The sequence below is a fragment of the Arsenicicoccus cauae genome, from assembly GCF_009707125.1.
GTDB classification, from domain to species: Bacteria; Actinomycetota; Actinomycetes; order Actinomycetales; family Dermatophilaceae; genus Arsenicicoccus; species Arsenicicoccus cauae.
Map to the genome: position 1 here is coordinate 24,257 of NZ_WLVL01000021.1, position 21,374 is coordinate 45,630.

The 21,374-nt window shown below is 73.2% G+C and carries 16 protein-coding genes; 13 read left to right on the forward strand and 3 right to left on the reverse strand.

Features of this window, described 5'->3' with window-relative positions; translation table 11 throughout:
* Window positions 1-139 precede the first annotated feature (139 nt).
* From GGG17_RS05730 to GGG17_RS05745, 4 genes are read left to right on the forward strand one after another with little or no spacing between them, the layout of a single operon-like run.
* On the forward strand, window positions 140-2,206 hold the full coding sequence (locus tag GGG17_RS05730; protein ID WP_154592810.1) for an MFS transporter: 2,067 nt from the start codon (window positions 140-142) through the stop codon (window positions 2,204-2,206).
* Window positions 2,203-2,757, forward strand: a complete 555-nt coding sequence (locus GGG17_RS05735) for a TetR/AcrR family transcriptional regulator (protein ID WP_154592811.1) — start codon at window positions 2,203-2,205, stop codon at window positions 2,755-2,757. Before GGG17_RS05730 ends, GGG17_RS05735 begins: the two co-directional genes overlap by 4 nt.
* A 10-nt stretch (window positions 2,758-2,767) precedes the next feature.
* Window positions 2,768-4,276 carry a depupylase/deamidase Dop gene (gene dop, locus GGG17_RS05740; RefSeq protein WP_154592812.1) on the forward strand — a complete coding sequence of 503 codons (1,509 nt, stop codon included), beginning with the start codon at window positions 2,768-2,770 and terminating at the stop codon, window positions 4,274-4,276.
* A gap of 58 nt (window positions 4,277-4,334) precedes the next feature.
* Window positions 4,335-4,529 (forward strand): ubiquitin-like protein Pup, encoded by a 195-nt coding sequence (locus GGG17_RS05745; protein WP_154592813.1) that lies wholly within the window; start codon window positions 4,335-4,337, stop codon window positions 4,527-4,529.
* A gap of 11 nt (window positions 4,530-4,540) precedes the next feature.
* Here the strand turns inward: GGG17_RS05745 and GGG17_RS05750 are convergent, their stop codons facing one another.
* A complete protein-coding gene (locus GGG17_RS05750; protein ID WP_154592814.1) occupies window positions 4,541-5,593 on the reverse strand; it encodes an asparaginase in 1,053 nt (350 codons plus the stop codon).
* A gap of 166 nt (window positions 5,594-5,759) precedes the next feature.
* Between GGG17_RS05750 and GGG17_RS17085 the strand changes: the two genes are divergently transcribed.
* The 5 genes from GGG17_RS17085 (at window position 5,760) to GGG17_RS05775 (ending at window position 11,026) form a co-directional block, all read left to right on the forward strand.
* Window positions 5,760-7,547 (forward strand): diadenylate cyclase, encoded by a 1,788-nt coding sequence (locus GGG17_RS17085; protein ID WP_154592815.1) that lies wholly within the window; start codon window positions 5,760-5,762, stop codon window positions 7,545-7,547.
* Between the two features lie 42 nt (window positions 7,548-7,589).
* Window positions 7,590-7,979 (forward strand): hypothetical protein, encoded by a 390-nt coding sequence (locus GGG17_RS05760; RefSeq protein ID WP_154592816.1) that lies wholly within the window; start codon window positions 7,590-7,592, stop codon window positions 7,977-7,979.
* Window positions 7,980-8,056: 77 nt separating this feature from the next.
* Complete coding sequence (gene pafA / locus GGG17_RS05765; RefSeq protein ID WP_154592817.1) at window positions 8,057-9,448, forward strand: Pup--protein ligase; 1,392 nt, start codon at window positions 8,057-8,059, stop codon at window positions 9,446-9,448.
* Between the two features lie 109 nt (window positions 9,449-9,557).
* Window positions 9,558-10,568, forward strand: coding sequence for an FKBP-type peptidyl-prolyl cis-trans isomerase (locus tag GGG17_RS05770; RefSeq protein WP_154592818.1), 1,011 nt, complete (start codon window positions 9,558-9,560; stop codon window positions 10,566-10,568).
* A 71-nt stretch (window positions 10,569-10,639) separates the two neighbouring features.
* The gene (locus GGG17_RS05775; RefSeq protein ID WP_289032322.1) at window positions 10,640-11,026 is read left to right on the forward strand and encodes an FKBP-type peptidyl-prolyl cis-trans isomerase; all 387 of its coding nucleotides are present in this window, start codon (window positions 10,640-10,642) and stop codon (window positions 11,024-11,026) included.
* Window positions 11,027-11,138: 112 nt separating this feature from the next.
* Here the strand turns inward: GGG17_RS05775 and GGG17_RS05780 are convergent, their stop codons facing one another.
* Both GGG17_RS05780 and GGG17_RS05785 read right to left on the reverse strand, forming a co-directional pair.
* Complete coding sequence (locus GGG17_RS05780; protein WP_154592819.1) at window positions 11,139-16,706, reverse strand: ATP-binding protein; 5,568 nt, start codon at window positions 16,704-16,706, stop codon at window positions 11,139-11,141.
* 73 nt (window positions 16,707-16,779) lie between these two features.
* On the reverse strand, window positions 16,780-17,898 hold the full coding sequence (locus tag GGG17_RS05785; protein WP_311966452.1) for a DUF3866 family protein: 1,119 nt from the start codon (window positions 17,896-17,898) through the stop codon (window positions 16,780-16,782).
* A gap of 55 nt (window positions 17,899-17,953) precedes the next feature.
* Between GGG17_RS05785 and GGG17_RS05790 the strand changes: the two genes are divergently transcribed.
* The 4 genes from GGG17_RS05790 to tatC all read left to right on the forward strand — a co-directional run bounded on the left by GGG17_RS05790 (window position 17,954) and on the right by tatC (window position 21,336).
* Window positions 17,954-18,943: a helix-turn-helix transcriptional regulator gene (locus GGG17_RS05790; RefSeq protein WP_311966453.1), complete on the forward strand. Its 990-nt coding sequence runs from the start codon at window positions 17,954-17,956 to the stop codon at window positions 18,941-18,943.
* Window positions 18,940-19,995 (forward strand): helix-turn-helix transcriptional regulator, encoded by a 1,056-nt coding sequence (locus GGG17_RS05795; RefSeq protein ID WP_154592820.1) that lies wholly within the window; start codon window positions 18,940-18,942, stop codon window positions 19,993-19,995. Before GGG17_RS05790 ends, GGG17_RS05795 begins: the two co-directional genes overlap by 4 nt.
* A gap of 136 nt (window positions 19,996-20,131) precedes the next feature.
* Window positions 20,132-20,485 carry a Sec-independent protein translocase subunit TatA gene (gene tatA / locus GGG17_RS05800; protein ID WP_154592821.1) on the forward strand — a complete coding sequence of 118 codons (354 nt, stop codon included), beginning with the start codon at window positions 20,132-20,134 and terminating at the stop codon, window positions 20,483-20,485.
* Between the two features lie 20 nt (window positions 20,486-20,505).
* Complete coding sequence (tatC, locus tag GGG17_RS05805) at window positions 20,506-21,336, forward strand: twin-arginine translocase subunit TatC (protein WP_230082732.1); 831 nt, start codon at window positions 20,506-20,508, stop codon at window positions 21,334-21,336.
* The last annotated feature ends 38 nt before the right edge of the window (window positions 21,337-21,374 follow it).

Consider the following 21,374-nt stretch of genomic DNA (forward strand, 5'->3'; position numbering starts at 1 on the left):
TGAGCTCCTCGATGAGTGGGGATGACGCCAGCCTAGCCACCGCCGCGCCTGCGCTAACCTGGACCCGGGTGAACGCTCGTTCACCCTCATCCAGCGCCCTACCCCGACGACCCGAGCCCCAACGACCTGAGAGGCACGCGTGACGGCCGCCCCCACCACGACCCGGGCCGCCCTGCACCGCAGGCGCCCCGACCCCACCCTCGTCACCACCGTGCTGGCGCTCACCGGCACGATCGTGGCGCTGCAGCAGACCCTGATGGTGCCGCTGCTGCCGGAGTTCCCGGCGCTGCTGGGCACCACCGCCGAGGACGCGTCCTGGCTCGTGACGGCGACCCTGCTGACCAGCGCGGTCGCGACCCCCATCGTCAGCCGCCTGGCCGACATGCACGGCAAGCGCCGGATGATGATGGTCTGCCTGGTCCTGCAGATCCTCGGGTCGGTGCTCGGTGCCCTGGGCGAGACGCTCGCCGTGGTGGTGGCGGGGCGGGCGCTGCAGGGCTTCGCGGCCGCGCTGATCCCCGTGGGCATCTCGATCATGCGCGACGAGCTGCCCCGCGAGCGTGTCGGCGGGGCCGTGGCCCTCATGTCGGCCACCCTCGGCATCGGCTCCGCCGCGGGCCTGCCGCTCGCGGGGCTGATCTCGGCGCACACGAGCTGGCACGCGTTGTTCTGGGTCTCCGCGCTGATGGCGGCGGCCATGCTGGTCGCCATACCGCTCGTCGTCCCGGAGTCCACCCTGAGGGCCCCGGGGTCCTTCGACGGGGTCGGGGCCGTCCTGCTGTCGCTGGCGCTGGTCGCCTTCCTCCTCCCGGTCACCAAGGGGAGCCACTGGGGGTGGACCAGCGAGACCACCCTGGTCCTCGCCGTCGTCTCGGTCGTGCTCCTCGCGATGTGGGTGCCGTGGGAGCTGCGGACCGGGACGCCGATGGTCGACCTGCGCACCGCGGCGCGCCGCCCGGTCCTGCTGACCAACGTCGCGTCGGTGCTGGTCGGGTTCTCGATGTACGGCAACATGCTCTCCACCACCCAGCTCCTCCAGCTGCCCCAGCGGACGGGCTTCGGCTTCGGACTCGACGTGCTGCAGGCGGGCCTCGCCATGGTCCCCGGCGGTCTGATGATGGTGGTCCTGTCGCCGGCGTCCGCGGCCATCACCCGTCGCTGGGGCGGCCGCACGACCCTGATCACCGGCGCGCTCGTGCTGGCCGGGGGCTACGTGCTGCGGGTCTTCCTCGTCGACCAGCTGTGGCAGATCGTGGTCGGGGCGATGCTGGTCTCGGCCGGCACCGCGATCGCGTATGCCGCCATGCCCACCCTCATCATGGCCTCCGTGCCGATCTCGGAGACCGCCTCCGCCAACGGCCTCAACTCGTTGCTGCGAGCCGTCGGGACCTCCTCGGCCAGCGCCGTCGTCGCGATGATCCTCACGAGCACCGTCACCAGCCTCGGGGACGTCTCGCTGCCGACCCTGGACGCGTTCAAGGACATCTTCTGGGTGTGCGCGCTCGCCGCGCTGGTGTCGGCGCTGGTGGCGGCGTTCCTCCCGAGCGCCGGATCGGCGCAGGTCCCGGCCCGCGAGCAGGTCGACCGGCAGGGCGAGGAGCCCGAGGAGATCGTCGTGGCGGGCCGGGTGACCGCCGCCGGCGCGCGCCCGGTGCGGTCCGCGGTCGTGACCGTCGTCGACCTCGCGGGCGACCAGGTGGACTGGGCGCGCGTCGAGCCCGACGGCAGCTACGCGATCGTGCTCCCCGGGCCCGGCGACTACCTCACGGTGACGGCCGCCGACGGCTGGGCGCCGCACAGCGAGGTCGTCCGCGTGCAGGGGGCGCACGTCCAGGACATCGACCTGGGGGACCGGTTGCAGCTGGCGGGGCGGGTGACGGCGGACGGGCGGCCCGTCGAGGGCGCGCTGGTCACGATGACGGCGCTCGCCGGCCAGGTCACGGGGACGACCACGACGGGCCCGGACGGCCGCTACGTCCTGCCGCTGTCGACGCACGGGCGCCACGTGGTCACCGGCGTCGACGCGGGCAGCGGTCGCACCTCGTCGGTGGGCGTCACGCTCACGGGCGTGCCGCGCGACGTCGACCTCGACCTGGGCCCGGCGGTTGGCCCGGCGGTTGGCCCGGTGGCCGGTGAGGCGCAGCCGGCGCGGCCCCGCGGTGTCGCGGGCGAGGGCACGCGGACACCTGAGAGGATCGGTCGGTGAGCGAGAGCAGAGAGCTGATCGTCCGGGCTGCCCGGCGCCTTTTCGCCGAACGCGGCTACTCCTCGGTGTCGGTGCGCGACGTCGCGGCCGAGGCCGGCGTCTCGCCGTCCCTGGTCATGAAGCTCGTGGGCAGCAAGGCGCAGCTCTTCAGCTCCTCCGTGCAGTTCGCGCCGGACGAGCAGGACCTGTCGCACCCCGTCGACCGCCTCGGCCACGAACTCGTCCGCAGCGTCGTCGGACGGCTCGGATCCGACGGGCCCGAGCCGCTCGCCCGTGCCGTCGTCCTCGCCCTGCCGGCCCCGGACATCGAGGAGGTCCGGGCACGATTCCGGCAGGCGTATGCCGTCCCGCTCGCCGCCCGCCTCGGGGGTGGGGCCACGGCCGAGCAGACCGCCGAGATGGTGGTGGCCACGCTCGTCGGGCTCGCGGTGTCGGCGAGGGTGCTGGGCCTGCTGTCGGACCGGACGCGGGACGAGGAGCTGGTCGATCGCTACGGCGACGCGGTCCAGCGGATCCTCGACCGAGGGGGGTCTGTCACGGGCTCGCACTAGGGTGGGCGGCATGACCGTTCGCCGAGTGATGGGCATCGAGACGGAGTACGGCATCTCCGTGCCGGGGGAGCCGCACGCCAACCCGATCGTGCTGTCGGGACAGATCGTCAACGCCTACGCCACGCGGCCCGAGATCACGGTCTCGCGCACCCGGTGGGACTACGAGACCGAGTCGCCACTGACCGACCAGTTCGGGCACGAGATGCCGCGCCTGGTCGCCGACTCCAGCCAGCTGACCGACGAGGACGACGAGATCGCGGCCAACGTCGTGCTCACCAACGGTGCCCGGCTCTACGTCGACCACGCCCACCCGGAGTACTCCTCGCCCGAGGTCACCTCGCCCCACGACGCCGTCGTGTGGGACCGCGCCGGCGAGCTGGTGATGGCCGAGGCCGTGCAGCGCCAGGCGGAGCAGTCGGGGCGGCAGATCAACCTCTACAAGAACAACACCGACGGCAAGGGCAGCTCCTACGGCACCCACGAGAACTACCTGCTGGCCCGGGACGTCGAGTTCGCCACGGTGGCGCGGCAGCTCATGCCCTTCTTCGTGGCGCGCCAGGTGATCTGCGGGGCCGGCCGCGTCGGCATCGGCCCCGAGTCGCACCAGGCGGGCTTCCAGATCAGCCAACGCGCCGACTTCTTCGAGCGGCAGGTGGGGCTCGAGACCACCATCCGCCGCCCGATCGTCAACACCCGCGACGAGCCGCACGCCGACCCGACCCGCTACCGCCGGCTGCACGTCATCATCGGCGACGCCAACCAGGCCGAGACGGCGACCCTGCTCAAGCTGGGCACCACGAGCCTGGTGCTGCGCCTCATCGAGCACGACGACGTGCCGCGCACCCTCACCCTGGCCGACCCGGTGGCGGCGCTGCGACAGATCTCGCACGACCCCACGCTGACGACGACGGTGGAGCTCGCCGACGGTCGCCGCATGACGGGGCTCGACCTCCTGTGGGCCCACTACGAGATGATCGACGACCACCTGTCGCGTCACTACGGCCAGGACCTGGACGAGGAGACGCAGGAGATCATGACCCGCTGGGACCACCTCATGGTCATGCTGGGCGACGACGTCCTGTCGGCCGCGCACAGCGTGGACTGGGTCGCCAAGCTCGCGCTCTTCGAGCAGTACCGCGCGCGCGACGGCCTGGCCTGGGACGACGCCCGGCTGCGCGCCATGGACATCCAGTGGAGCGACGTGCGCCCCGACAAGGGGCTGCACCACAGGCTGGAGGCAGCCGGCCGGATCGACCGGTTCACCTCCCCGGAGCGGGTGCAGGCGGCCGTCACCGCGCCGCCGGAGGACACGCGGGCCTGGCTGCGCGGCACGATGGTGGAGCGCTACCCCCACGAGCTGCTCGCCGCGTCCTGGGACTCCGTCATCGTCCGGCGCACGCCGGGGGAGCCGCCCAGCCGGCTGGCCCTGCCGGAGCCGGAGCGCTGCACCCGCGCCCACCTGCAGGGCATCATCGAGGCCAGCCCCACCATGGCCGACCTGCTCGAGCGCATCGCCTGACCCCGCCAGCACGACCACCGCCCGCACCAGCACGTCACCGCCCGCACAGGAGGCACCCATGTCCCAGGAGCAGATCCAGCCCCAGCGCCGCGAGCCCGACCCGGCCGACATGCCGGCGCCCGTGCCCACGGCGCCGGTGAGCACCAGCGTCGACGCCGCAGGCCTGGACTCGGTGCTCGACGAGATCGACCTCGTGCTGGAGTCCAACGCCGAGGAGTTCGTCAAGGGCTTCGTGCAAAAGGGCGGTCAGTGACCCGCTGACCCTCAGTGGGTGTCGAAGGCCTCCTGGATCCGGGCCGTGTCGTCGGTGACGGCCAGGGCGAGCGCCAGCAGCACCCGCGCCTTGTAGGGACCCAGGTCGCCCGCCGCCACGAAGTCGTGACCGGCGTCGTCGACGGCGCCACCGCGCGCGACGGTCCCCCACGCGACGCGGGTCGACCGGACGACCACCACCCCGGCCGCGCGCGCCCGGTCGAGCGCCCGCGCCACCCCCTCGGGGATGTTGCCTGCGCCAGGGCCGACGTGCACGAGACCGCGCGCGCCCGTGGCCACCACCGCGTCCACGATCGACCCCGGCAGCCCGGCCCGGGTGACCAGCACCTCCACCGGTGGCAGGTCGTCGAGGCCAGCGAGCGCCTCCAGGTCGAACGCCGACGCCCGGCCGTGCAGCCGACTGGGCCCATGCGCATAGCGCGGCACACCCCCGGCGACCTCCCCGAGGGGACCGTTGAGCGAGCCGAAGGCGTCCACGCGGGAGGTGTGCTCCTTGCGGACGTCACGCGCGGAGTGGATCTCCTCGCCCGCGACGACCAGGGTGCCGAGGCCGCGCGACGACGGGTGCGCGGCCACCCGGACGGCGTTCAGCAGGTTGCTCGGCCCGTCGGCGCCGGGCGCGTCGGCCGGCCGCATCGCCCCGACGACCACGACGGGCTTGTCCGACGGCACGAGCAGGTGGAGCAGGTAGGCCGACTCCTCCAGGGTGTCCGTGCCGTGGGTGACCAGCACCGCGTCGACGTCCTCCCGGTCCGTCAGCTCCGCCACGCGGCGGACGAGACGCAGCTGCAGCGGCAGGTCCATCTCGACCGAGTCGATCTGGCACAGCTGCTCGCACGTGACGGCGGCGAGCTCGCCGACCTGCGGGACGGCCGCGAGCAGGTCCTCGACCGTCACCACCCCGGCCTCGTAGTGCTTGGCGGTGGTCGCGGCGGACGACCCCGCGATCGTCCCGCCCGTGCCGACCACCACGACGTGGGGGAGGGACCCGCCAGGGCCGACGACGGGCTCGACGACAGGGGCGGCAGCAGTTGCATCGGCCATGCGGACATCATGCCCGCTGCGGTGCCTGCGTCCGGGTGCGGATCCGAGGGAATGGTCCGAACCGGACGAGGACGGACATATCCTTGCGGGGGTCGGCCCGCGTCCACGCCGGTGGGGTACGGGCCGGGGCCCGTCATACCACCGCAGGCACCCCCGAAGGCAGCACGTGACCGTCAACCCCACCCCCCACCACCTCATGTGGGAGCTCCAGGAGCAGTTCCGCCTCTCCCTGGACCGTGCCACGGACCGTGCGACCGACCAGATCGGCGCCATCGTGTCGGCCGACGCGCTGCTCGTCGGCTTCCTCGCCGACGACGTCGACCAACCGGGGGCGCCGGACGTGTGCATCGCGCCCGCGGACCGCGGCTTCAGCATCCAGGACCTCGAGGGGATCCGCGCCGACGCGCAGCGACGCTTCGAGGCGCACCCGGCGCACGACGAGACCTACGAGTCGGTCGAGGTGCAGCAGGCCCGGCTCGACCACTTCCTCGACGAGACCCGGCGCGAGGCCGTCGCCGCGGCCCTCGACAGCGGCCGCGCCGGTCGCGGACGCACCTTCTTCATCGGCAGCGGGGCACGGGTCGGCGACTACGTCGTGCACCCCGCCATCAGCGTCGACAGCAGCGCGTATGCCGAGCTCAACGCCCTCCCGTACGACGAGATCGACGGGGTGCCGCTCACGACCTCGCTGGCCCACGGCATCGTCGTGGAGCTGCTGCGCATCGCCACCCACGCCCTCCTCGCCGCCCGGCCGCCCCGGTCGATCTCGCCCATCGACGACGACGTCCCCAACGACGCGATCCGCCGGTCGGCCAACCACCTCGTCTACTCCGCCGCCCTGATCGCGGGGGAGCGGCTCGGGCAGGGGCTGTTCGACGCGTTCGAGGGCCTGTCGTCGACGCCCTACGAGGGGCGGGTCGGCTCCGGCACCGTCGTCATGGCCCGCGAGGGCCACCCGCGGATCTCGGTCGACGTGCAGCTGCGCTCGGCGGTGTCGGTGCGCGAGCGACGGCAGTTCCGCAAGCTCCTGGAGATGACGCGGCCGGGCCTTCACCTGCTCATCGACGGCCAGCGCATCTACGGCCTCGGGTCGGTCCAGCCGCTCGCCCACGACGAGCCGGACGACTCCGACAACGACATCTTCCGGTTCACGCTGCTCGAGCAGGGGTCCTGGCAGATGGCCTACAACCGCAACCCGCTGCTGCGGGTCTCCAGCGGACACCCGCAGCTGCCCCGCCCGCGGATGTCCACGAACCTGTTCATCGACGCCATGCGGCGCGTCTTCGACGAGGTGTCCGACCACGACATACGAGGCATCTGGATGCTCGCCCAGAGCGCGGCGCAGCAGGCCCGCGGCGCCCTGCTGGTCGTCACGACCGCGGCGGCCGAGGAGGCGCGGCGGCTCGCGCCCCAGGCCCTGTCGATCCGCCCCCAGCAGCTCAGCCCGGAGGTCCTGGACGCGGTCACCCGCATCGACGGCGCCGTCCTGCTCACCCCCGACGGGGTCTGCCACGCCGTCGGCGTCATCCTCGACGGCGTCGCGACCGGCGCCGGCGACCCGAGCCGCGGGTCGCGCTACAACTCGGCCGTTCGCTACACCGAGGCGTCCACCGCGCCGTGCCTGACGGTGATCGTGTCCGAGGACGGGATGATCGACGTCTATCCCGAGCTCGCTCCGCGGGTGCGTCCCGAGGACGTCGAGCAGGCCCTCGCCGACCTCGAGGCCGCCGGCAGCCTGGACGTCGAGGGCGCCCGCGACGTGGACCTCGAGGCCTTCTACGCCCTGCACAAGCGGCTGCGGCGGTTCGCCTTCTACCTGTCCGACAGCCAGTGCGAGCGCGCCAACGCGGTCTGCCTCGCCATCGAGGACCTGCGCTGGGAGCGCTCGCGGACGCGGGTGCGAACGGTGCCCTTCCGCACCGATCCCCGGATGAACGCCTCCTTCTTCGCCTGAGGTTCACCCGAGCTCCTGACACCTGTCACAGGCGCCCCCGGCGTGCCGCTGTCTAGCGTCGCGGCAACCGCGACCGAGGGGGAGCCGATGGGCCTGCGCGCCGGGGCGGGCATCGTGGGAGTGCTCGCCGTCATCTACGGCCTGACCGTGGCGTTCGGCGACAGGGTGCACCGGGATGCGGAGCTCTGGGACGCCTTCGCCATCTGGGCGGGGCTGGTCGTGCTGGCCGCGTTCGTGCGGTGCCTGGTGATCCCCTTCGTCCGCTGGCTGGGGTCCACGTCGCGGACCCGCCGGGGGCGGGATCATCAGCCTGGGGGACGCAGGCCGGCTGATGCCCCTACCGGGGGCGGGATCATCAGCCTGGGGGACGGAGGCCGGCTGATGCCCCTACCGGGGGCGGGACCATCAGCCTGGGGGACGGAGGCCGGCTGATGCCCCTACCGGGGGCGGGATCATCAGCCTGGGGGACGGAGGCCGGCTAATGCCCTTACCCCCGGTAGGGTCGGCGCATGGAGCGACGCATCTTCGGGATCGAGACCGAGTACGGCGTGACCGCGACCTCCGAGGGGCAGCGGCGCCTGACCCCCGACGAGGTGTCGCGCTACATGTTCCGCTCCGTCGTCACCTGGAGCCGCAGCTCCAACGCCTTCCTCGCCAACGGGTCCCGGCTCTACCTCGACGTCGGGTCCCACCCGGAGTACGCCACCGCCGAGTGCGACTCCCTGCTCGACCTCGTCGCCCAGGACAAGGCCGGCGAGCGCATCGTCCAGGGCCTCGCCGACGACGCCCAGCTGCGCATGGCCCAGGACGAGATCGTCGGGGACGTCTACGTCTTCAAGAACAACGTCGACTCCTCCGGGAGCTCCTACGGTTGCCACGAGAACTTCCTCGTGCACCGCGCCACCGACCTGCGCACCGTCACCGACACGCTCGTGCCCTTCCTCGTCAGCCGCCAGATCACTTGCGGCGCAGGCAAGCTCGTCGTCGACCCGCAGGGCCGCCCGACCTACTGCGTCAGCCAGCGCGCCGACCACATGTGGGAGGGCGTGTCCTCCGCCACGACGCGCTCGCGGCCGATCATCAACTCCCGTGACGAGCCGCACGCCGACGCCGAGAAGTTCCGCCGCCTGCACGTCATCGTCGGGGACTCGACGATGTCGGAGACGACGATGCTGCTCAAGGTCGGGTCCGCCGACCTCGTGCTGCGGATGATCGAGGAGGGCGTCCCGCTGCCCGACCTCACCCTCGCGAGCACCACGGCCGCCATACGCACCATGAGCACCGACCCGACCGGCCGCGCCGAGGTCGACCTCGCCGCCGGGGGCACCACCAGCGCCCTCGCGGCGCAGAGCGCCTACCTCCGGGCCGCCCGACGCTTCGTCGACGAGGGCGGCAGCGACGACCCGGTGCACCAGCGCGTCCTCGACCTGTGGGAGCGGGTGCTGTCCGCCGTCGACTCGGGCCGCCTGCACGAGGTCGGCACCGAGATCGACTGGGTCATCAAGCGGCGACTGATCGAGCAGTACTCCACCCGCGACGGACTGCCGCTCGAGCACCCGCGCCTGCAGCAGATCGACCTCGCCTACCACGACCTGCACCCGCGGCGCGGGCTGTTCAACCTGCTGCAGGCCCGGGGGCTCGCCGCGCGAGTCACCACTGACGAGCAGATCGAGCAGGCGGTCACGACGCCCCCGCAGACGACCCGGGCCAAGCTGCGCGGCGACTTCATCGCGGCGGCACGGGAGGCTCGGCGCGACTACTCGGTCGACTGGGTGCACCTCAAGCTCAACGACGGCAACCAGCGCACCATCTTGTGCAAGGACCCGCTCGCCTACGAGGACCCGCGCGTCGAGCGGCTGGTCGCGAGCCTCGGGGAGCACCCGGCCCCGGCCGGGCCCTGACCCGAGGACCCGACGACGCGACGAGCCGGACGCGACAGCGCTGCCACAGGATCGCCCGTTAGGGTGGCACGAGCTCACACGACCCACCCCCGAGCGAAAGACCCCTCTCTTGCGCCTGCGTACCAGCTCTGCCCTCGCCCTCGCGGCCGTCCCTGCCATCGCGCTCAGCGCGTGCGGGAGCGGCGGGGCCACCACCACCTCGTCGACGACGACCACCGCGAGCCCGAACGCCTCGGCGTCGGCGAGCACGGCGTCCGCGCCGATCATCCCGGCGGCCAAGGGCGAGCTGGCGGGCATCACCGTCGGCGGCACGCCCGCGAAGCCGACGGTCGAGGTCGACAAGGCGCCGTTCACGACCAAGGAGACCACCGCCAAGGTCGTCACCGAGGGCACGGGGCAGGTCGTCAACAAGACCGACATGGTCGTGGCCAACGCGTTGTTCGTGTCGGGCAAGACGGGCAAGACCCTCGAGGACACCTTCGCCGCCAACCAGCCGCAGCAGATCCCGGTCAACCAGTGGATCCCCGGCGTGGCCAAGGGCATGCTCGGCCAGAAGGTCGGCAGCCGCGTGCTCGTGGCCATGGCCCCCGCCGACGCCGCGGCGCTCATCGCCCAGGGCAACCCGCAGTCCGGCATCACCGCCGACGAGACGCTGGTCGCCTATGTCGAGATCCAGAAGGTCGGCTTCAAGGGCGAGCCCTGCAAGGTCGTCACGAGCAAGGAGGGGCTGCCCGAGATCACGGCCGCCGACGGCAAGGCCGCCACGATGAAGCCCACCACCGCCGCCGCCCCCAAGCAGGCCACGGCCTACGTTCTCAAGGAGGGCACCGGCCCCGTCGTCAACGCCGGTCAGACGCTGTCCTCGCACTACACCGGCATGCTGTGGACCAACGGCACGAAGTTCGACTCGAGCTATGACCACGGCAAGGAGCCCACGCCCTTCTCGATCGGCGTCGGCCAGGTCATCCCCGCCTGGGACAAGTGCCTGACCGGCCAGAAGGTCGGCAGCCGTGTCCTGGTCGTCGCCCCGCCCGCCGAGGCGTACGGCGCCAAGGCGCAGGACAAGATCCCGGCCAACTCGACGCTCGTCTTCGTCGTCGACCTCGTCAAGGCTCAATAGCCCCACCGTGGGGTCGCCGCCCGTGCGGCGGCCCCGCGCTCGTCATACCACCGCACCCCCAGGAGGACACCGTGCCCTTTGACCCGACCACCACCAAGCCCGAGATCGACTTCCCCGGCGACCAGCCGCCCGCCGACCTCGTGATCGAGGACGTCTGGGAGGGTGACGGTGCGGAGGCCAAGCCCGGCAACGTCGTCAGCACCCACTACGTCGGCGTCGCCTACTCCACCGGCGAGGAGTTCGACGCCTCGTGGAACCGCGGCGCGCCCCTGGACTTCCAGGTCGGCGTCGGCCAGGTCATCCAGGGATGGGACCAGGGCCTGCTCGGGATGCGTGAGGGTGGCCGGCGCAAGCTCACCATCCCGTCGCACCTCGCGTATGGCGATCGCGGCGCCGGCGGCGTCATCAAGCCCGGCGAGGCCCTGATCTTCGTCGTGGACCTGGTCGCGGTCCGCTAGCTCGCCGCGCCCCCAGCGCCACCCGAGATCGTGAGGGCTTGGTCCACCGATGGTGGACCAAGCCCTCACGATCTTTGGGGTTGTGGGTGGGGGCGGCTCAGCCGTGAGCGGCTCAGGACCGGGGGGCCCAGCCCTGCAGCGCGGCGATGATCCGCGGGCGCAGGTCGGCCGGGGCCACGACCTCGTCCACCGAGCCGACCTCGACGGCGCGGTGGATGCTGTGCACCCGGTCGAACTCCGCGGCGACCTCGCCGAGCTTCTCGGCGCGGACGTCACGGCGCGTCTCGAGCAGCTGGGCGGCCAGGTCGGCGTGCTCCTCGCCGGTCGCCGTGGCCAGGCGCTGCTCGAGCTCGGCCACGCGCGGGTCCTTGGCGGCGCGGGCGTCCACGTCGCGGCTGAACACCACGGCCGCAGCCGGAGCACCACCGAGCACCGACGCGTAGGACCCCTCGACGGCCAGGACCCGCATCTGCGGGTTGAGCGCCTTGGAGAACACGACGAACGCGCCGCCGTGGTAGCGGGAGATCACGCAGAAGACGATCGGGCCGTCGAAGTTGACGATGGCGCGACCGATCTCGGCGCCGTACTCGAGCTGCAGGTTGCGCAGGGACTCCGGCGAGCCGTCGAAGCCCGAGAGGTTGGCCAGGACGACCACGGGTCGGTTGCCACTGGCGCCGTTGATGGCCCGGGCGACCTTCTTGGAGGACCGTGGGAACAACGTGCCGGCGGTGTAGGTGTCGGGGCCGTCGGTGGGAGGGAAGCCGCGGCGCGGCACCGACTTGGACTCGATCCCCACGAGGCAGACCGGGATCCCGCCGAGACGGGCGTCGTAGACCACGGAGGTCTCCGCGTCCGCCATACCGGCCCACCGCTCGAGCGTCGCGTGGTCCTGGTCGGCGACTGCCGCCATCACCGTGCGGATGTCGAAGGGCTTCTTGCGGTCCGGGTTGGTCGCGGCGGAGAAGATGTCGCCGACCGTGGTGAAGCCCGAGTCGACGGGGTCGTGCGGGTGGGTCGTGATGTCGCGGTCGACCGGGTCGGTGGTGGCGGCGACGCGCGGGCCGCTCTCGCCCGGCGCGACGTAGGCGTGGTCGTAGTGCGTCATGAGGATGCGGAGCGCACCCGCGAGGTCGGGCGCCCAGTACTGCGCCTGCCCGTTGGGGCCCATGATCCGGTCGTAGCCGCCGATGCCGTAGTTGTCCTCGGCCGAGACGCCGCCGGAGAAGTCCAGGGACTGCTTGCCGGTCAGCACCATCGCGCTGTCCGGGGTCATGACGAGGATGCCCTTGGTGTGCATCAGCATGGTCGCCTCGGCGTTCCAGTACGGCTGTGCCCCGACGTTGATGCCGGCCACGACGACGTTGATCTCGCCGCCGGCCTGCGTGAACTCGACGATCCGCTTGAGCGCGCGGGCGACCCAGTCCATGTTTTCCGTGCCGGAGTCCATCGAGATGCGGGCGCCGGCGGACAGGGCGAACCACTCGACGGGGACCCCCATCGACTCGGCCAGGTCGAGCGCGGCGATGATGCGCGTGCACTCGGCCTCGGAGACCGCACCGAGGGCCCGCAGCGGGTCGCCGCACAGCAGGACCCGCTTGACCCCCTCGGGGTGGCGCGTGGTGGGTGTCGAGATGACGCCGACGATGATGCCCGCGCGGTTGAGGCCGTAGGGACGGTCGACGGGCACGAGCGCACCGGACTCGTCGAGGTCGTGCTCGGTCGCGGTCCCGCCGGGGCCGGCGATGAGCGACTGCAGCTCGTAGGGGTAGGCCATGCCGCGGCGGCGGGCGGTGACCACCTTGCGGGCGTAGTCGTCGAGCGGGCGGAGCCGCTCCTGCGGCGGCCCCTCGATGGAGGTGACGACCCCGGACCCGGGCTGGTAGGAGAACCGCGCCGCTATGGGCACGGTCTCGCCGTCACCTCCGGGCACGGCCACCGATCCCTCGAGCAGCACCTCCTCCACACCGGCGCCGGCGGTCATCGGCGCGATGGTGCGCTTGAGGGTGGTGAGCTCCTCGACGTCGCCCTCGATCGTCGGCCAGACGTGGACCCACACGTGGTTCATGTCGAGCCGCGCGCCGGCCGCGCCGCCGCTGGTGCGGGCCCGGCGGATGGCGTCGAGGCAGCCGGCGATCGCCCGCTCGACGTGCGGGAGCCCGATGACCCGGCCCTGCTCGTCGCGGACCACGGCCAGCTGACGCACCTGCGCCATGGCCACGAGACGCACGTCCGTCTCGTTGCCCCGCGCGACGCAGCGATAGAGCAGCACGTCCTCGGGGGCCTCGAGCCGGGTCACGTCGAAGTCGGTGAGGCGCCACAGGTTGAGTCGTCGACCGACCATGGGGTGCACGCCACGGACCAGCTCGTCCTCGACGACCCGGTCGCCGGCGGCCCCCGGGCGGAAGGTCAGGTAGCGCACCGGCTCGGGCCCGTCGCTGCACACGCCCACCGCGACCCGGCGGACGCCGCCGCCGAGGTCGAGCTGCGACAGCCGCTGCACCAGCTCGGACGACAGCTGGTCGAGCGAGGCCGGCGCGTCGTCCCAGCGCAGGTAGAGGTCCACGACGCTCTGCCGCCCGGGGCCGGCCTCGGCGACCTCATCGACGATGTCCTGCACGAGGTCCGACCCGGGCCGCAGGTCGTCGACCCGCCCGATCGTGGAGACCAGGTGGGTGGGCCGGTCGTCGATGGTGTAGTCGGCGACGACGAGCGGTCGCCCGTCGATGCGGATCTCGCGGAAGTCGCGCATGTCGTGGCCGCGGTAGTGCCGCTGCGCCAGCACGGTCAGCATGGGCTCGGAGGTCGGCAGCTCGGGACCGGCGAGGCGCCGGGCGAGGAACGAGGCGATCCGCTCGGGGATGCGCACCAGCGCGTCGATGTGCTCGTCGCGCTCCGGCCCCTCGGGCAGCTCGGCGATGCGGGCGATCTCGTCGCCGACGCCCCCGAGCACGCCCTGCCGCTCGGCGTCCACCAGCGGCTGGTCGAACCACCGGAACCGCACGCTGCGCGCCAGGTCGCCGACGACGGGGATGCGCAGCTGGGTGGCGCGCACGAGGTGGTCCAGGGCGGCGCGGGCACGGGTGTCGTCAGGCGCCTCCGGCGCGGGGTCGGCGAGCCAGCGGCGCAGCAGCGAGGTCACGACCTGCAGGTCGGGGGCCGAGCGCTGCTGCGCGACGAAGACCCGGAAGACCGCCTGCTCGAGCTCGTCGTCGTGCTCCAGGTCGGCGACGCCGTAGCGACGCAGCACGGCCCCCAGCCGCTCCTGGAAGTCCTCCGGCAGGGCGGCGCGAACGGGGTCGAGGCTCTGGAGGTAGGTGTGGAAGTGCTCGCGGGGGCTGTGGATGCGGTTCTCGAGGTGGAGGTCGTCGCCCGCGGGGCGGTTGCGGGACAGCTCCGCGAGGTCGGCGAAGGCCTCGAGCAGCTCCACCTCCGCGGCGACGGCGCTCTCCCCACGGCTCTGCCCGGGGCTCGACTCCTCGTCGCGGACCGCGAGGTATGACGCCAGCACCCGCCCCTCGTCGCGGGCGTCCACGTCGTAGCCGAGGACCAGCGCGAGCAGGTCGGCGCGCAGCCGCGCCGCGCGGCGGTGCGGATCGGTGCCGCTGCCGGTGCCCTCGCCTTCGCTGTCGTCGGGCAGGTCGAGGGCGAGATCGAGACCCGGCTGCTGCTCGGCGGCGGCGTCCTCGTCGTCACCCACGGGCTCGAGCCGCACGAGCGGGGTGCCGGTCTCGACCTGGCTGCCGGCGGAGACGAGCAGCTCCTTGACGCGCGCGGCGAAGGGCGCGGGCAGGACGGTCTCCATCTTCATCGACTCGAGGACCAGCACGGGCGCGCCCGCGGCGACCTCGTCGCCCACGGCGAGCGGGGTGGCGACGACCAGCGCCGGGGTGGGGGAGCGCAGCACGCCGCCCTCGTCGAGGCTGATCCGGTGGGTGACTCCGTCGACCTCGACGAGCTGGATGGTGCCGTGGGAGGCGGTGATCAGCCGGTGCTCGCGGTCCCCGATGCGGAGGCGTCCGGCATACGCGTCGATCCGGTCCAGCGTCGCGTCGACGGTGCGCTCGTCCGGGGGGGAGGCCACGGTGACCCGGAAGCGGTGCGGGGCCACGCGGGAGACGGTCAGCGTGTAGGCGGTGCCGCGCAGGGTGAGCTCGACCTTGCGGCCAGGGGCGTGCTGCAGCTGCGGGCGGCCGCCGCGCGCCGTCTCGAGCAGCCGGGCCCGGGCGATGGCCTCGTCGGCCTCGTAGGCCTGGATCCCGGCCGCCACCAGGGCCACGCCGGCGTGGCGGTGGCTGCTGAGCCGGCCCTCGGCACGGACCCGGTCGATCCAGCCGGTGTCGGCGGTGCCGTCGATGACCTCGGGGGCGTCGAGCAGCTCGAGCACGAAGCTCTTGTTGGTCGCGCCGCCCTCGATCACGACGGTCGTCTCCTGCATGGCGCGGCGCAGACGGGCGAGGGCCTCGTCGCGGTCGCGCCCGGAGGCGATGATCTTGGCGATCATCGAGTCGAAGTCGGCCGGGATCGTGTCGCCCTCGGCGACCCCCGTGTCGACCCGTATGCCGGGGCCCGCCGGCAGCTCGAGCAGCGCGATGCGGCCCGGTGACGGCGCGAAGTCGCGGTCGGGGTCCTCGGCGTTGAGCCGGGCCTCGACGGCGTGGCCGCTCTCGACGGGCCGCTCGCCCTCGAGCCGGCCGCCGGACGCGACGTGGATCTGCAGGCGCACGAGGTCGGTCGCGGTGGTGACCTCGGTGATCGAGTGCTCGACCTGCAGGCGGGTGTTGACCTCGAGGAAGGCGAAGAAGCGCTCGGTGGGGTGGTAGAGGAACTCGACGGTCCCGGCGCCGCAGTAGCCGACGGCGACGGCGAGGCGCTCGGCGCTGGCCTTGAGCTCGGCGACCTCGTCGGGGGAGAGGACGGGGGAGGCGGACTCCTCGATGACCTTCTGGTTGCGGCGCTGCACCGAGCAGTCGCGGACGCCGAGCGCCCACGCGGTGCCGTGCGCGTCGGCGATGACCTGCACCTCGACGTGGCGGGCGCCGGTGACGAGGCGCTCGAGGAAGACGACGCCGGAGCCGAAGGCCCGCGCCGCCTCGTCGCGGGTGCGCTCGTAGGCGTCGGCGAGCTCGGCGTCGGAGGACACCTTGCGGATGCCGCGACCGCCGCCGCCGGCCGTGGCCTTGAGCATGAGGGGGTAGCCGATCTCCCGCGCGGCCGCCGTCGCGTCCTCGAGGGTGTCGACGCCGCCGCGGCTCCAGGCCGCGACCGGCACACCGACCTCCTCGGCGATGAGCTTGGACCCGATCTTGTCGCCCAGCTTGCGCATCGCCTCGGGGCTCGGCCCGATGAAGGTCACGCCGATGCGGGCGCACAGGTCCGCGAACGCCGGGTCCTCGGCCACGAAGCCCCACCCGACCCAGGCCGCGTCCGCGCCCGTCTCGCGCAGGGCGCGCTCGAGCACCGCGTGGTCGAGGTAGGGCCGGTCGGCGGCGGGTCCGAGGTCGTAGGCCCGGTCCGCCTCGCGCACGAACATCGCCCGCCGCTCGCCCGTGGTGTGCAGCGCCACCGTCTCCACCCTCGGCTCGGCGGACCCGGGCCCGCGGGACGCGTTGAGGTCGCGGACCGCATGGATGAGGCGCATGGCGGCCTCGCCACGGTTGACGATGGCGATGCGGGTGAACATCAGACGGCTACCTCCGAGCGGCACGGTGTGGCCGAGGCCACGCGTTCTCCCGGAGGCTAGTCACTGCGGGGGGTTACTCGCGCGTCGGGATGCGCGCGGCGGCGTGGCGACCGGCTGCCGCGGCGGCCACGAAGGACGCCCGGTCGTCCTCGACGCCGCGCCCCATCGTGCTGAGCCGGACGGGTGATGTGGCCAGGGCCGCGTCGAGCCCGTCGGTCGGGACGTCCACCGGCGCGAGCCGGCCGCCCGAGCCCGCGCAGAGCTCGTGCGCCTGGCGGCGCACCTCGCGTGCGATCCCGCTGTCCTCCAGCGGGATCGGCACCTGCGCGGGGACGAGCGCGACCCGGCCGTATGCCGTGAGGCTGTGATGACTGACGCCGCGATGACGGGGGCGGGGGTCAGCCTCGGACACGCGCAGCGAGGCCACCGCGAGCCCGCCGAGCGTGTGCGCGGCGTTGAGGGCCTCGCCCGCGCCGGTGCCCGAGAAGCCCCACCGCGTGCCGGTCCCGAGGTTGCCCGGGCCCTGCGCGACGACGGCGACGTCGGCCCCGACGACGAGCCGCGCGGCCAGCAGCCCCGTGTGGACGGTGACGGCCTCCAGGTCCCCGCCGTAGGCCTGCCCGACCGTGATGCAGGACGCCAGCCACCCGGCCTCGCGCAGCCCCGCCACGGTGCGGCTGAACCGCGCGGGCAGGGCACCGCCGTCGGTCATCACGTAGGCGATCACCGCGTCGGGGCGGTCCGCGCGCAGCCCGGCGACGACCGCCGGCAGCGCCGAGTGCAGGTCGGCCGTCACCACCGGCATCCCGTCGATCGAGTCCGCCTCCGCGAGGACCGCGTGGTGCGGCGACTCCTGCTCGTCGACGCCCAGCACCATCGCCTGCAGCGGGGTGTAGCGGGCCTTGACGACGTGCCCGGGCCCCGCGGGCGGGTCTGCCGGCATACGGTCCGGGTCGGCGACCACCAGCGCGAGCCCGCCGGTGCCGAGGCCGCGCTCGAGCGCGGAGACGTTGACCATGACCCTGTCGCCGACCTGGGGACGGCCCACGAGGTCGACGTAGGCGAGCGCCCGACACGCGGTGCCAGGCCCGGCACCACGAGCCGCCTCCTCGAACACAGTTACGGCATACTCGACTGCGCCGGGCCACTCGGCCCGGACGGCGTCGACTCGGGCGCTGCGCCAGCGGATCACGGCGCCACCCTAGTGGCCGGGCCGGTGGCCGGACGATCGAAGGGAGGGGCACGACGTGGCTCCTGCGCGCACCCCCGTCAGCGCGGCCAAGACCGAGCGGCTGCTCAACCTCGTCATCTGCCTGCTCTACACGCGCCGCCCGCTGCCCAAGTCCAAGATCCGCGAGGCCGTCCCGCAGTACGGCTCGGCGCTGTCCGAGGACGCCTTCAACCGGATGTTCGAGCGCGACAAGGACGAGCTGCGCGAGCTGGGGATCCCGCTCGTGACCGAGGACATCGACCCGCTCTTCGACGACGAGGAGGGCTACCGCATCGACCGGCGCGAGTACGCCCTGCCCGAGGTCGCCTTCGAGCCCGACGAGATCGCGGTGCTCGGGCTCGCGAGCCGCACGTGGGCGCAGGCCTCGCTGGCGGGGCCTGCCGCCCGGGCGCTGCGCAAGCTCGAGGCCGCGGGCGTCGAGCGTGACGACTCCTCGGTGATCGGGCTCGAGCCGCGCGTCCGCACCGCCGAGCCGGCCTTCGCCCGCGCCAAGGACGCCGTGCTGCACCGCCGCCCGATCCGGTTCGACTACCGCCGCTCCGGCACCGGCGCGCTGACCACCCGCCACGTGCAGCCGTGGGGGATCGCGGCGTGGCACGGCCGGTGGTACCTCACGGGCTACGACACCGACCGGGAGGCCCCCCGCGTCTTTCGCCTAGGCCGGGTCGAGGGGCCCATCGCCTGGGCCGGCCGCGCCGCGTCGTATGCCGTGCCCGCCGACCACGACCCCCTCGCGTCCATCCGGGCCCAGGCCTCCGAGCGCCCCGCGGTCACGGCCACGCTGCGCGTGCGCGCGGGCGCGGGTCACTCGCTGCGCCGCCGCGCCGGGGCGACCCGCACCGGGGTGGCCGACGGGTGGGACGAGGTCGACCTGCCCTGCAGCGACACCGAGCGCCTCGCCGACGAGCTCGCGGGCTATGCGGCGGACGTCGAGGCGGTGGCGCCCGCCGAGCTGCGCGAGGCCGTCATACGTCGTCTGACCGGAGCGCTGGAGGCGAGCCGATGAGCCCGAGGAAGTCCGGTCGGTCCGGCGCCGATACCCGCGACGGCCGCGACAGCGTGGACATGAACGAGTCCGCCACGGTCCGGCTCGACCGCCTGCTGACGATGGTGCCCTGGCTGCTGACCCACCAGGGCGTCGAGATCGACGTCGCGGCAGCGGAGTTCGGCGTGTCCAGGGCCCAGATCGAGGCCGACCTCGCGCTGCTGTTCCTGTGCGGCACGCCCGGCGGTTACCACGACGACCTCATCGACGCGCAGTGGGAGGGCGGGCAGGTCTACGTCTCCAACGCCGACACGATCGCCCGCCCGTTGCGGCTCGGGGTCGACGAGGCGCTGTCCCTGATGGTGGGACTGCGGGCCCTGGCGGCCGTGCCGGGGCTGGGGGAGCGCGACGCTGTCGACCGGGCCCTCGCCAAGCTCGAGGCGGCCACCAGCGAGGTGTCCGGCGTCAGCGCGCAGGCCGACCGGATCAGTGTGGACATGGGCGTCGAGGCCGAGGGCGGCGGCGCGGACGGCGAGCGCCTCGAGGGGCAGCTCGCGGCGCTGCGCCGGGCCCTCGCCGCGCACCGCCGGGTGCACCTCAGCTATGTCGTGCCGAGCCGCGACGAGACCACCGAGCGCGACGTCGACCCCATGCGCCTGGTCAACGTGGACGGGCCGTGGTACCTCGAGGCCTGGTGCCACCGTGCCCAGGACGTCCGCCTCTTTCGCCTCGACCGGATCGCCGACCTGCAGGTCCTCGACGTCGACGGCACCCCGCCCGCCGACGCCCGCCCCCGCGACCTCGACAACGGGATCTTCCGCCCGGACGAGCTCTCGCTGCGCGTCGTGCTGGACCTCGAGCAGCAGGCCCGCTGGGTGCGCGACTACTACCCGTGCGAGTCGGTGGAGGAGCGCGACGGCGGCGGGCTGCGCGTGACCATCGCGACCAGCGACACCGCGTGGCTGCGACGGCTCCTGCTGCGCCTCGGGGGTGCCGCGCGCGTGGTCTCGCCGCAGGGGCTGCGGGCCGAGGTGCGGTCGGCGGCCGAGCTGGCCCTCGCGCACTACCGCTGACCGGACGGCGCTCGTCGCCCCGGCGTCACCTGGCGTTCACCGGCATACCGTGCCTTCCGGGGCGACGGCCGTAGGATGACGCACCAGGACCCCTCGTCCCTCGTAGGCAGACCCACTGGAAGGCTGGTCGACCCCGATGCCCCGCAACCTGTTCGAGCCCTGGCACCTGATCATCCTCATCCTGGTCATCGTCATCGTCTTCGGGTGGAAGCGCCTGCCGGACGCCGCGCGGAGCCTGGGGCGGTCGATGCGCATCTTCAAGTCCGAGGTGTCGGAGATGAAGCACGACGGCGAGCGTCAGGACGGCGCGGCGGGCATGTCCGACCTCGACGAGCCGCACCGCACCACCACGACGACCCGCACCACGCAGACGACCCAGCCGGTCCCGCCCGCGCAGGGTGCCTCGTCCGCCACCTCCGGCGACGAGTACGTCGTGATCGACGGCGTGCGCTACCGGCGCGAGCCGGGCGACTCCGCCCCCCGCGCCTGAGCCGGGCGGTCGCCCACCGCATGGCCCGCCAGCAGTCGACGCGTCCCGGCCTGCGCCGCCGGGCACGCAACCCCGAGGGGAGGATGTCCCTCGGGGACCACCTGCGCGAGTTCCGCAACCGCGTCCTGATCGCCGCCGCAGCGGTCGTGCTCGCCTCGATCATCGGCTGGATCTACTACGACCCGCTGGTGTTCCGCCTGCAGGAGCCGCTACGGCTCAGCGCCGCCGCGCGCCGCGCCAACGTCATCCTGTCCTTCCCCGACATCACCGGCGCCTTCTCCCTCAAGCTCAAGGTCGCGGTCTTCGTCGGCACCATCGTGGCGAGCCCGGTGTGGCTGTGGCAGATCTGGGCCTTCATCGTCCCGGGGCTGCACAAGCGCGAGAAGCGCACGGCCCTGGCCTTCATCACCGCCGCCGTCCCGCTCTTCCTGCTCGGCTGCTGGGGCGCGCTCTACGCCCTCCCCAAGGCCATCGAGGTGCTGCTCGACTTCACCCCCGTCGGCGCGTCCAACATCCTGCAGGCGGACTACTACCTCACCTGGGTGACCCGGTTCATCCTCAGCTTCGGCCTGGCCTTCCTGCTGCCGGTGCTGCTGGTCGCGCTCAACGTCATCCACGTCCTGCCCGCGCACATCATGCTCAAGGGCTGGCGGATCGCGGTGGTGCTGATCTTCACCTTCTCCGCGATGATGACGCCGACCCCGGACCCGTGGACGATGTTCGCCCTGGCCCTGCCGCTGTGCGGGCTGTACTTCGCGGCCTACGGGGTGGCGCGGGTCCTGGACTCCCGGCGCGCCCGGCGCGAGCCCGACTACAGCCACCTCGCCGATGACGAGGCCAGCCCGCTCTGACGTCGGGCGCCCGGCATACCAGGGTGTGTCGGTCCCGT

Coding starts and splice junctions, on each gene's coding strand:
- tatC (WP_230082732.1), top strand. CDS start 20,506: ATGGCCCGCCAGCAGTCGACGCGTCCCGGCCTGCGCCGCCGGGCACGC.
- GGG17_RS05795 (WP_154592820.1), top strand. CDS start 18,940: ATGAGCCCGAGGAAGTCCGGTCGGTCCGGCGCCGATACCCGCGACGGC.
- tatA (WP_154592821.1), top strand. CDS start 20,132: ATGCCCCGCAACCTGTTCGAGCCCTGGCACCTGATCATCCTCATCCTG.
- GGG17_RS05780 (WP_154592819.1), bottom strand. CDS start 16,706: ATGTTCACCCGCATCGCCATCGTCAACCGTGGCGAGGCCGCCATGCGC.
- dop (WP_154592812.1), top strand. CDS start 2,768: ATGACCGTTCGCCGAGTGATGGGCATCGAGACGGAGTACGGCATCTCC.
- pafA (WP_154592817.1), top strand. CDS start 8,057: ATGGAGCGACGCATCTTCGGGATCGAGACCGAGTACGGCGTGACCGCG.
- GGG17_RS05750 (WP_154592814.1), bottom strand. CDS start 5,593: ATGGCCGATGCAACTGCTGCCGCCCCTGTCGTCGAGCCCGTCGTCGGC.
- GGG17_RS05745 (WP_154592813.1), top strand. CDS start 4,335: ATGTCCCAGGAGCAGATCCAGCCCCAGCGCCGCGAGCCCGACCCGGCC.